The organism is Microbispora sp. ZYX-F-249, assembly GCF_039649665.1.
In the GTDB taxonomy this organism is placed as follows: Bacteria; Actinomycetota; Actinomycetes; order Streptosporangiales; family Streptosporangiaceae; genus Microbispora; species Microbispora maris.
In genome coordinates this window covers 1-10,942 of sequence record NZ_JBDJAW010000080.1, presented here as the reverse complement: position 1 = coordinate 10,942, position 10,942 = coordinate 1, and the positions used below count along the sequence as shown (strand labels likewise).

The 10,942-nt window shown below is 67.0% G+C and carries 9 protein-coding genes and 1 CRISPR repeat array; all 9 genes read left to right on the top strand.

Translation table 11 applies throughout. The features are described from left to right. Nucleotides 1-411 precede the first annotated feature (411 nt). The 9 genes from cas3 (at nucleotide 412) to cas2e (ending at nucleotide 9,502) form a co-directional block, all read left to right on the top strand. Nucleotides 412-3,129: a CRISPR-associated helicase Cas3' gene (gene cas3, locus AAH991_RS39115; protein ID WP_346231012.1), complete on the top strand. Its 2,718-nt coding sequence runs from the start codon at nucleotides 412-414 to the stop codon at nucleotides 3,127-3,129. Nucleotides 3,130-3,240: 111 nt separating this feature from the next. Continuing rightward, nucleotides 3,241-3,402, top strand: coding sequence for a hypothetical protein (locus AAH991_RS39110; protein ID WP_346231011.1), 162 nt, complete (start codon nucleotides 3,241-3,243; stop codon nucleotides 3,400-3,402). A 118-nt stretch (nucleotides 3,403-3,520) separates the two neighbouring features. Next, a complete protein-coding gene (gene casA / locus AAH991_RS39105) occupies nucleotides 3,521-5,068 on the top strand; it encodes a type I-E CRISPR-associated protein Cse1/CasA (protein ID WP_346231010.1) in 1,548 nt (515 codons plus the stop codon). Further along, complete coding sequence (casB, locus tag AAH991_RS39100; protein ID WP_346231009.1) at nucleotides 5,065-5,697, top strand: type I-E CRISPR-associated protein Cse2/CasB; 633 nt, start codon at nucleotides 5,065-5,067, stop codon at nucleotides 5,695-5,697. The genes casA and casB overlap by 4 nt, the downstream gene beginning before the upstream one ends. Further along, on the top strand, nucleotides 5,694-6,803 hold the full coding sequence (gene cas7e, locus AAH991_RS39095) for a type I-E CRISPR-associated protein Cas7/Cse4/CasC (RefSeq protein WP_346231008.1): 1,110 nt from the start codon (nucleotides 5,694-5,696) through the stop codon (nucleotides 6,801-6,803). The genes casB and cas7e overlap by 4 nt, the downstream gene beginning before the upstream one ends. Then, nucleotides 6,800-7,540 (top strand): type I-E CRISPR-associated protein Cas5/CasD, encoded by a 741-nt coding sequence (gene cas5e, locus AAH991_RS39090; RefSeq protein ID WP_346231007.1) that lies wholly within the window; start codon nucleotides 6,800-6,802, stop codon nucleotides 7,538-7,540. Before cas7e ends, cas5e begins: the two co-directional genes overlap by 4 nt. Further along, nucleotides 7,537-8,163 (top strand): type I-E CRISPR-associated protein Cas6/Cse3/CasE, encoded by a 627-nt coding sequence (gene cas6e / locus AAH991_RS39085; RefSeq protein WP_346231006.1) that lies wholly within the window; start codon nucleotides 7,537-7,539, stop codon nucleotides 8,161-8,163. Before cas5e ends, cas6e begins: the two co-directional genes overlap by 4 nt. Then, a complete protein-coding gene (cas1e, locus tag AAH991_RS39080; protein WP_346231005.1) occupies nucleotides 8,160-9,164 on the top strand; it encodes a type I-E CRISPR-associated endonuclease Cas1e in 1,005 nt (334 codons plus the stop codon). Before cas6e ends, cas1e begins: the two co-directional genes overlap by 4 nt. A 5-nt stretch (nucleotides 9,165-9,169) precedes the next feature. Next, the gene (gene cas2e / locus AAH991_RS39075; protein ID WP_346231004.1) at nucleotides 9,170-9,502 is read left to right on the top strand and encodes a type I-E CRISPR-associated endoribonuclease Cas2e; all 333 of its coding nucleotides are present in this window, start codon (nucleotides 9,170-9,172) and stop codon (nucleotides 9,500-9,502) included. A gap of 13 nt (nucleotides 9,503-9,515) precedes the next feature. Then, nucleotides 9,516-10,884: direct repeats of the CRISPR family, unit length 29 nt; unit sequence GTCCTCCCCACGCACGTGGGGGTGAGCCG. Nucleotides 10,885-10,942: the final 58 nt, after the last annotated feature.

The following is a 10,942-nucleotide window of genomic DNA, read 5'->3' as shown; positions in this document are numbered from 1 at the left end:
TTCGCGACCTGCTGTTTCACAAAGACACTTGCAGGCGGGGGTCCGCTGCGAGCGGGAGCCTGCGTATCGCACTCGAAGGATCGTTCACGCGTTCCACAGACACCTACATATCCATGAGCGCCTCGCGGGCAATGGGTCCTCTTTCGAGAGCCTTCCCACATAGTCAGCTCAGTCCCTTGGGAAGATCATGGATCGTACTACCTACGAAGGCTGAAACGACCATCCGGGGCGCACCAGTTACGCCTCCTCCTCCGGCAAATAGACCGGGCGTCCCTGACATAACTCTCGCTACACGAGCATCCCGGATCTACCGCGAAATGTCAGTCGCCCCCTCTACAGTGATCCCCCTCGGCGGGCGTTGACCCGAACATCTGCCGGCTGCGGCCCTGAACGGAATCAGGAGGCGTTCCTGTGGCTGATTGGCCGGAGATCGATCTGACGCTCTGGGGTAAGTCCAGAGGGCTGGGCGGAAGACGGTATCCCCTGGTGTGCCACCTGCTTGATGCCGCGGCGGTCATAGAGGCGCTCTGGGAGGGCTATCTGCCGTCGGGAGTCCGAGCCGTCATCGCGGACGGCGTTCAGGTCCCTCAGGAACATGCCAAGAAGCTACTGATGCATTGGGCGGCCCTGCACGACATCGGCAAGGTCATGGCCTGCTTCCAGATGCAGGACAAGGAAGGGTTCGGCGAGCTCGTCGGCTATCCAGAGAACGAGGCGGAGTCGAAGGGGCATGCATTCGCCGCTCACGTGTGGCTGGGCCAGGCACTGGCCGAGACTGGCTACAAGACGGAAAGCGGGCGGTCACCCGGGATCCGCGTGGCTCAGCTTCTGGGCGGACACCATGGCAGGTTTTCACTTTTGAACCAGAGGGAGTTTCGCGCGCCGCTGGAGTGCCTGCCCGCCTTGGGCGGGGGGCGCTGGGAGGAACAGCGCCGCTCTATCGCGGCCGTCGTCCACCAACTGGTCGGCAGCCCAATGCCACCAGCGAAGTTACCCACGCCGGTGGCGTCTCTGGTGTGCGGGTTGGTGATTCTGGCGGACTGGCTGGTCAGCCAGGACATGTTCCTACGTGAACGGATCGCTGTCGGGCTGCCGAAAGAAGGGAACATTGATTCTCTTCGCCATCATTTCGACAGCAGCCGGACCGTCGCGCCCCGGCTCCTCGGCGATGCGGGCCTCGGGCGCTTCACTTTCAAGCAAGGTGGGTTCACCGAAGACTTCCCCTTTGACCCGAATGCTCTGCAACGCTCGATTGCTGAGCGGCTCCCTGATCTTGTCCGTCAAGGCCCCGGCCTGCTGCTGGTCATGGCGCCTATGGGAGAGGGCAAGACCGAGGCGGCGCTGCACGCGGGTCGGCTGATGGGCGAGGCGGCACAGACCCCTGGCTACTTCTTCGGCTTGCCGACGATGGCCACCTCCGACCAGATGTTCCATCGAGTCGAGGAATTTCGTAAGCGGCGTGCGGAGGGCGCCGACTCGATGACGCTGGTGCACGGCATGGCGTGGCTGAACTCGGCGTACGCGCCGGACGGGCACGCCGTCGACGTTCTGACCGGAGATCCTTTCGCCACTCAGTGGCTCCGAGGCAGTAAGCGAGGGCTGTTGGCGCACCTTTCCGTCGGGACCATCGACCAGGCGCTGCTTGCGGTCCTGCGCGGCCGCCACAACGTGCTGCGCATGCTCGGACTGTCGGGAAAGGTTCTGGTGGTCGACGAGGTGCACGCCTACGACGCCTACATGCAGGGATTGCTCAAGCGGTTGCTGAACTGGCTGGGCGCATTGAAGGTACCGGTTGTGCTCCTGTCCGCCACGCTGCCAGTTCCGGTGGGGCGGCGGCTCGTCGAGGCGTACCTCAAGGGCACCGGAAGCCGTGGCGGCTCTATCCCCGAAGTGGTCTATCCGGGCTGGATCTACGCCAGCGCCACCTCCTCGATCTCGGTGCCGGTGCGGGCCAGGGCGAGAAGGCTGCAGGTCGACCTTCGGAACGTGCCAATGACGGGTAGCGGCCTTGTCAACCGGACCGAGGCGGTCCACGACCTGCTCTCGTCCCTAGCCGCCGAGGGGGGATGCGCGGCTGTCATCTGCAACACCGTGGCCGAGGCCCAGCGCACCTACCTCGAGATCAAAACATGGCTCGACCGGCCCGGCACGGCCTCCGCCGACGCCCCGGTGGTGAAACTCCTGCACTCCAGGTTTCCGGCCCGGCGTCGTGAAGAGATCACCCAGGAGGTCGTCGGCTGGTTCGGCAAGGAGGCCGGTGACCGGCGTCCGCGGACGGCGATCCTGGTGGCCACTCAGGTGATCGAGCAGTCCCTCGACCTCGACTTCGACATCGTGATCAGCGACCTGGCACCGATAGCGTTGCTGCTGCAGCGCGCCGGCCGCTGCCACCGGCACCCCACGAACGACTCCCGCCGCCCCGCCTGGGCCAGTTCGATGCGGTTGGTCGTCCTTGCGCCCGTCGATGGCACAGGAGGGCTGACCATCCCCAGGGCTTGGCCGTTCGTTTACCCCGCGTCCCTGCTTCGGCGCACCCACCATGCGCTCGGACGCCTGGAAGGCCGGCCGGTGGCGATTCCGGAGCACGTGCAGGAGTTGATCGACCAGGTCTACGACGAGGACTTCGCAGATCAGACCGACCCCATTACGGAAGAGGATCTGGAGCGGATCGCCGACGAGCAGACCAAGGACATGTACGCCTCCATGGCCGCGATTCCCGAGCCTCACGTCCTGCGTGACCTGAGCGATCTGAGTCAAGGGGAGATCGTCGATGAGTTCTCCACCCGTCTGGGTGCCGACTCCGGGCGCGTGGTGTGCTGCTCTCCGACTACGGACGGCACGCTCCTTCTGCCCCCAGGCGAGGTGCTGCCCGAATCGGGCGAGGGACGGGATGGGCGTTTCACCAGGCACCAAGTGCGGCGGATTGTCCAGGAGACGATTCCGGTGCCGGGGACGTGGCTGCGGGATCTCCCGGACGATAACCACGCGCCGACGGCCTGGCGGGACAATCCGCATCTCCGTGACCTCGTACTGGTCACGTTTCCGGCACTTGGCGAGCCCGGACGACTCGGGGACAGGACGATCCGGTTGTCCGATGACCTCGGCCTCTCAGATCTCGCAGAAGGGTAAGTCTTCGTTCATTCGTGACTAAGTGGTGAATGCAGGCAGAATTGGGACATAAATAGGAACAAAGGAAGAGCAAAGGTTGCGGCTTGAGCGTTCGGCTCGTACCTTCCTTTCATGGCAGCGAGAGGATCGGAGACCAACACACTCAGGGTGCAGATGGATCTGTCGATCGACAGGCGCACGCTGATGAGGGCCGCCAGGTTCATCACCCGGATGGCCCACTGGACGGCTCTGGTGGGAGCCGGCCACCTGATCAGTATTTGGTGGTGGCGCTGACGCCGCCTTCCCCACCGCCGTGGGGGTGTGCCAGTACGCGCCGACCGCTCGCAGCTGTTGCGATCATCGATCCCCACTTCCGTGGGGGTGTGACTTACGAGTTCAGAAAGGAGGATGCATGCCCTATGACCTTTTGAGCCGCAGTTGGCTGCCGGTCATGCAGGATGGCCGGCGAAGGACGGTCGGCCTGCGGGAGCTCTTCGCCCGTGCGCACGAGCTGACCGACATCGAGAGCATGCTGTCGCCCGGCGCGGCGGGCCTGTGGCGAGTGCTTGCGGTCATCGCTGCCAGGGTGACCGGTTTGGACGACATCGAGCTGGGTGTCGAGGAGTGGTACGAGCGACGGGAGGATCTGCTTGAAGCCGGGTGCTTTGACCAGGCGCGCGTGGAGGAGTACTTCAGGCGGTACGCGACGCGCTTCGACTTGTTCGATGCCGAGCGCCCCTGGATGCAGGATCCGCGGCTGCGAACCGAGTGCGCGAAGAGCTCCGGCATCAATAAGCTGCTACTGACCAGGCCTGCGGGCAATAACCAGGTCTGGTTCAGCCACTTCACCGATCTGGTGGCCGTTCCGGTTCCTGCGGAGCAGGCGGTCTGGCATCTCCTAGCACAGCTTTACTACGGCCCTTCTGGGCGGTGCACCTCCCGTACGGTCGCAGGCAAGGCTGAGGCCAACAGCAAGGCGGGCCCGCTGCGCAGCTCGATCTCGTTCCACCCGCTCGGCCGGACGGTCTTCGAGTCGCTGATCGCCGGCATCCCCTTCCCCGCCGAGTACGACCACGGCGGAGCGGACACCGCTCCCTGGGAGGCCGACGAACTTCCCCACTCGCTCGGCGTTCCGGCCCGTCTCTCGGGCATCGCCGGGGTGCTGACAGGCCGGTTCCAGCACGCGGTGCTCCTCAAGCCGTCCGACGACGGGAACAGCGTCGTCGACGCGTGGATCACCTGGGCCTGGCGTAACCGGGACTTCCCCGACAAGGACCCCTACCTCGTCTACCAGCAGAGCAAGCAGACCGGCGAGTTCTACGCCAGGCAGGCGGACGCGAACCGGGCGCTGTGGCGGGACTTCGACTCTCTGATCCTCGATGATGTCGGCGATGAGCACCGGCGCCGGCCCCTCGTCCTGCGGGACGCCGAGGAGTTGCCGGGCAGCGTACTGGAGACTCTGCGGGTCCGGGCCTACGGCTTCGAGCAAGATGGCCAGACCAGGGACAAGGAGTGGACTGTAGCCGTCACCCCGGCGGTTTTGACCACCGCGGCCGACTCCCGTCTCGCTTATGCGATCAGCGAGATGCGGCAGACGGCCGAGCGCGTGGAACGGCACCTGGAGCGGGCGCTGCGGAACGCGTGGATAGCGATCAACGACCCGTCCAATGGCGTTGGAATGCCCCAACGCAAGGACATCTCCGCCGGTCCTTGGCCCGCCCAGGCCGCGCACCGCTACTGGGGCAGGGCCGAAGCCATCTTCTGGGGTCGCATCCGGCGTCGTGACCTTCACGGCGCGGCTGAGGAGTTCGTTCACCTAGCGCTGGACGTGTACGACGAGGTCACCGACAGCGCCGGCACTCTGCCGAGAGCCAAGCGCGCGATCGAGTTGAAGCGCGGCTACATCTTCGCCGCCCACGCAACCGCCCCCGGTGCCGGCCCCGCAAAGGAGAGCGCATGAACGGCATCCCTTCCCTTCAAACGGCCGATAGCTATGTCAGCTACCTGAGCAAGGTGACCAAGGTCGACCCGGGGCGGCGCGCGGCGTTGCGCCGTAGCCTTGGCAAACCCGTCCACGATATCGGCGTCCGCCGAGCCCACGCGGTCGTCGCCCCGTGGCTGCCTCAGAACGAAGACCTGCCCGGCAGGAATGTGCGGGCAGCGGTCGAAAGCGCCTACTACACCGTCGCCGCCCTGGTCGCGGCCCGACCGGCCGACCGCGACCGGCGGCAAGACGATGAGCCGCCGAGTGCCGAAGTCGTACCTGACGAGGGGCAGCACAAGCGGGACAACCTCGGGCGGACGCTCGGCGTGGCCGTACGCGAGGGCAAGGTGAACGCCGACAGCATCGAGGCGCGCCTGCACCTGCTGTGTCGCCAGGACCTCGCCGGGCTTCACCGTCAGCTGCCCGGACTGATCCGTCAGTTGCACGCCCGCGAGGTCCGGCTGGACCTGGCCAAACTCCTGATCGACCTGAGCCGCTGGGCAGACCGGCGCGACTGGGTCGTTAAGGCGTGGCTGCAGCAGTTCTACCGAGCGATGAACCAGAACACGGACGATGTGACCAGCAAGGAGAGCGAGGAAAAATGACTACCCCCCGATACCTCGACGTGCATGTGCTCCAGACCGTGCCGTTTGCGAACCTCAACCGTGACGACCTCGGCTCGCCCAAGAGCCTCGTGTACGGCGGAGTCACGCGGACCCGGGTGTCCAGCCAGTGCTGGAAGCGCGCCGTACGGCTTGAAGTGGAGCGTGCCATCAGCGACCCCGCCGTCCGCACCCGTCGCGTACCCGCAGAGGTGGCTGACCGGCTTTTGGCACGCGGCTGGTCGCAGGAGGCCGCCGCGGCCGCAGGCGCGCAGATCGCCGCAGACGCCGGCAAGAGCGGACTCAAGCTGGACAAGGGCCTCACGTCGGTGCTGTTGTACCTGCCCACAGCCGCCCTCGACGCGCTCGCCGACCTGGCCGATGCCCACCGCGAGGCCATCGAGGCGACCGTCGGCAAGAAGGGCGCCAAGGGTGTGCTGCCCTCCGACCAGGTCGCCGCGCTGCTGTCGGAACGTAACGGCGTCATCAACTTGTTCGGCCGCATGCTCGCCGAGCTCCCAGGTGCGGGAGTAGACGGAGTCGTCCAGGTCGCCCACGCCTTCACCACCCACGAGGTGGCCCCCGAGATCGACTTCTTCACCGCCGTCGACGATTGCCTTCCCGAAGACGCCGTCGGCAGCGGCCACATGAACAGCGCCGAGTTCAGCGCGGGCGTCTTCTACCGTTACGCCAGCGTCGACCTCGCCGGCCTTCGCGACAACCTTGGCGGCGACGGCCAGATGGCCAGCGACCTGACCGGCGAGTTTCTCCGCGCGTTCGTCTCCTCCCTGCCTACCGGCAAGCAGACCTCCTCCGCCGCCAACACCCTTCCCGACCTGGTGCACATCGCCGTGCGAAGCGACCGCCCGGTCTCCTTCGCCGCTGCCTTCGAAGCTCCCGTCCGCCCCGAGAACGGGCTCGCCGTGCCCTCCCGCCGCCAGCTGTCGCACTACGCCGAGCGCCTCGAGCGCCTGTGGGGGACCTCCGGCGTCGTACGGCACGGCTACGCCTCCATCGAGGACAAGCCCTTGACCGGGCTCGGCGAGGCCTACGACTCCTTCGGTGAGCTCATCAACGACAGCGTCGCCGCTACCCGGAGCCCGGCGTGACCGGTCTCGTCCTTCGTCTGGCGGCCCCCCTCCAGTCCTGGGGCGAGCACAGCGTCTTCAGCAATCGCGACACCTTGCGCTTCCCCACGCGATCCGGCCTGATCGGCCTCCTCGCCGCGGCGCAGGGTGTCCGGCGCGGCCAGCCCCTGCACGACTTCGACGGGCTGCGCTTCACCGTCCGCATCGACAGGCCCGGTGTGCGAATGGTCGATTTCCACACGATCGGCGGCGGCAGGGAACGCGGCGTGCCGACAGCAGAAGGCAAGCAACGTAGCCAGGAGACCGCCACCATGGTTACCCGGCGTCAGTACTTGGCCGACGCGGTCTTCACCGTCGCAGTAGAGGGAACGGCGCATCGCATCTCCGAGCTCGCTGAGGCGTTGCGCCGCCCGCACTGGCACCCCTACCTCGGCCGCCGTTCCTGCCCTCCGGACCAGCCGCTGCTGCTCCGTGACAACGTGGACGACCCCGTTGCCGACCTACACCAGAGGGTTCCCCTGCCCCGACGTCTCAGGGAGGGCGAGAACCTCAGCGTCGAATTCGTTACCGAGGGCCTGGCCGATCAGGCCGAGGCGGTCACCGAACTGGCGGACGTGCCCGAGAGCTTCAACCGGTTCGACCGCCGCTACCGCACCCGCACCGTCAGCATCGCCGCGCATCCGATCCCCCGACGGCTGTGCCTGGCCGGTTCGGAGTTCTGGGAAAGCCTGGCCAAGTACGTCAAGGAGGGGAAGTGACCGCCTGGCTGATCCGTATCCTGCCCGACCTGCGGCGGCGCGACGTCACCAAGGACATGGCCGACCCCAACCAGCTTCATAAACGAGTGATGAGCCTTGTCCCCGACGACCTGGGAGCCGACCCCCGCGCCCAAGCCGGCGTGCTGTTCCGGGTGGAAGACACCCGAACCGGCGTGCAGATCCTGGTCCAGACCCAGATGGAGCCTCATCTGTCCCGCCTTCCCGACGGGTACGGGGAGGCGGCGACCAGACAGTTGGACGGCCTCCTCGACCGCTTGCAGAAAGGGAGCGTGGTGCACTACCGCATCGCTGCCAACCCTTCCAAGCGGTTGGGAAAAAGCGCGGGCCCGAAGGCAGGAAAGATCGAGGCCCTTCGCGGAGCGGCCGCCGAGCAGTGGTGGGCGGAGCGTGCCGCGGGCAACGGCCTGTCCGTTGTGACAATCTCCTCTCAATCCCAGCGTGACGTCCGCGCCAAGGGGGGCATCCGACATGCTGTAGTCCGCTTCGACGGGTCCGCGGTCGTGACCGACCCCGAACTCGTCCGAACAGCGGTGCTCACCGGCATCGGACGAGGCAAGTCCTACGGCTGCGGACTACTGAGCCTCGCCCTGGCGACGGGATGACGACCTCGGCACGGCGTAAGCTCGCCGCCCCCACACTGGCGATGCTCCCTAGGGTCGCGGACTCCCTGTCGTTCCTCTACACCGAGGCCGTTCGCATCGTGCAGGACGACACTGGCGTCTGCGCGCAGGTGGAATCGCCCAACGGTACCGACAGGGTCTACATCCCGACCGCCGCTCTGGCATGTGTCCTGCTCGGACCGGGTACCTCCATCACACAACCGGCCATGGCCACCTTCGCTCGCCACGGCACCTCAATTGTCTGCGTGGGCGCGGGTGGAGTTCGCAGCTACGCCGGTGTTCTGCCCGCTTCACTTACCACGGCCTGGCTGGAGGAGCAGGTGCGCGCCTGGGCGTCCGACGACAGCCGGCTGCAGGTAGCAACGCGGATGTATGAGATGAGATTCGGCGCCTCCTCGGCCCCGGCCGGTGCGACTCTCCCGCAGCTGCGCGGCTTCGAGGGGCAGCGGGTCAAGGCTCTCTACCGGCTGCTGGCGACCAAGTATGGTGTCAAGCGCTTCAAACGTAACTACGACCCGGACGCCTGGGACGACCAGGACCCCGTCAATAAGGCGCTCTCGGCGGCCAATGCCTGCATGTACGGGGTCATACACGCTGCGGTTTTGGCGCTCGGTTGTTCTCCCGCTCTCGGATTCGTGCACAGCGGGACGCAGATGGCCTTCGTTTATGACGTCGCCGATCTTTACAAGGCACGCATCACCGTCCCCCTCGCCTTCTCCCTGCATGCCTCCACAGACCCGGAAAGAGAAGCAAGACGGCGCCTACGCGAGGATTTCCGAGCCTTCAAGCTCATGCCGCAGATAGTCGCCGACGTACAGTCCTTGTTCGATTCGTCCGGCGACAGCTCTCCGACCGCAGATCGAGCATCTGACCTCGTGCACCTGTGGGACCCGCAAGCGGGCCCGCTCCCCGCAGGCGTCAACTACGGATTCGAGGCGGCCTCCGTTAGCATCTCCGAGTTCGACACCAGGGACCTGGAGTAGCACCCATGGCCTCCATGGTTGTCATCTCAACGACAGCGATCCCCGATCACGTCGGCGGTGCGCTGTCACGCTGGCTTATAGAGCCCACCCCCGGTCTCTATGTGGGTACCGTCTCCGCCCGGGTGCGAGACGAACTATGGTCGGCCGTCAGCGCGAGCGTGGGTGACGGAGTGGCCGTGCTGATCCACCCGGCCGACACTGAGCAAGGGTTCGCTATCCGCACCGCCGGGCAGCGCCGTCGGCATGTCGTCGATTTCGACGGTCTACAGCTGATCAAATTCGCCGCCATCGAGGCGGAGGGCCATGCGTCGGGAACCTCAAGTGCGATTGTGAAATAGCAGGTCGGGAAGTGTCCTCCCCACGCACGTGGGGGTGAGCCGCCCTTTGCCGGGATCACGGCCCGGTAGGCGAGGTCCTCCCCACGCACGTGGGGGTGAGCCGGCCCTCTGGGAGGCGTTGGGTGGGCATGATCCGTCCTCCCCACGCACGTGGGGGTGAGCCGCTGCTGGCGCAGGTCGCCTCCGACTTCGGGAGTCCTCCCCACGCACGTGGGGGTGAGCCGATCGCCAACGCAGGCAAGAGCCGAGCAGGCCGGTCCTCCCCACGCACGTGGGGGTGAGCCGATCGCCAACGCAGGCAAGAGCCGAGCAGGCCGGTCCTCCCCACGCACGTGGGGGTGAGCCGGCGCGGAAGTCGTCGTCGAGGAACTCCGATCCGTCCTCCCCACGCACGTGGGGGTGAGCCGTGGCCGCTCGTCGCCCAGCCCGGCATCCCCGCGTCCTCCCCACGCACGTGGGGGTGAGCCGTCCCCGAACGGGGTGGGCGTCGGCATGCCGAGGTCCTCCCCACGCACGTGGGGGTGAGCCGGATCTCCGCCTCCTGGCCGGGGTCGTCCTCCTGTCCTCCCCACGCACGTGGGGGTGAGCCGAAACACGCCGAGCGCGCCAACGATGAGGCCGCGTCCTCCCCACGCACGTGGGGGTGAGCCGGATTTCGGATCGAACTCGCTCCGACGCTCGAGGTCCTCCCCACGCACGTGGGGGTGAGCCGCCCTGCTCCTGCTCGACCTCCATCGCGTGCCGTCCTCCCCACGCACGTGGGGGTGAGCCGGCACAGGCTAGCCGGAACCGCAGGTCAGGGGCGTCCTCCCCACGCACGTGGGGGTGAGCCGCCGATGACGTGGCTCGGTGAGCCGGTGGAGCAGTCCTCCCCACGCACGTGGGGGTGAGCCGATGTTGTGACCTGCGACGATCCCGAGGAACCGGTCCTCCCCACGCACGTGGGGGTGAGCCGCACGGCCCCTCCATGGTGGAGGCCGCGCTGGCGTCCTCCCCACGCACGTGGGGGTGAGCCGCGGTCATGCCGTCGAGGCTGCCGATGTCCGCGGTCCTCCCCACGCACGTGGGGGTGAGCCGGAGTTCTTAAGGAGCACCTGTCACCCCTCTGGGTCCTCCCCACGCACGTGGGGGTGAGCCGCCCCAGGACACCGACCGCCGGCAGCCCACCCCGTCCTCCCCACGCACGTGGGGGTGAGCCGTCCGCAGGCATCGGCTGCCCGCCAGCGTCCAGGTCCTCCCCACGCACGTGGGGGTGAGCCGTCCGCAGGCATCGGCTGCCCGCCAGCGTCCAGGTCCTCCCCACGCACGTGGGGGTGAGCCGGCGTACCTCGACGACCGGGCCGTGCGGTTCACGTCCTCCCCACGCACGTGGGGGTGAGCCGCTGCGGAGTCTCCTGCGGTACGGCCATGAGGTGTCCTCCCCACGCACGTGGGGGTGAG

Bases quoted from the DNA above. Each gene is read 5' to 3' on its own strand.
- casB (WP_346231009.1), top strand. From the start codon at position 5,065: ATGAACGGCATCCCTTCCCTTCAAACGGCCGATAGCTATGTCAGCTAC.
- casA (WP_346231010.1), top strand. From the start codon at position 3,521: ATGCCCTATGACCTTTTGAGCCGCAGTTGGCTGCCGGTCATGCAGGAT.
- AAH991_RS39110 (WP_346231011.1), top strand. From the start codon at position 3,241: ATGGCAGCGAGAGGATCGGAGACCAACACACTCAGGGTGCAGATGGAT.
- cas1e (WP_346231005.1), top strand. From the start codon at position 8,160: ATGACGACCTCGGCACGGCGTAAGCTCGCCGCCCCCACACTGGCGATG.
- cas7e (WP_346231008.1), top strand. From the start codon at position 5,694: ATGACTACCCCCCGATACCTCGACGTGCATGTGCTCCAGACCGTGCCG.
- cas2e (WP_346231004.1), top strand. From the start codon at position 9,170: ATGGCCTCCATGGTTGTCATCTCAACGACAGCGATCCCCGATCACGTC.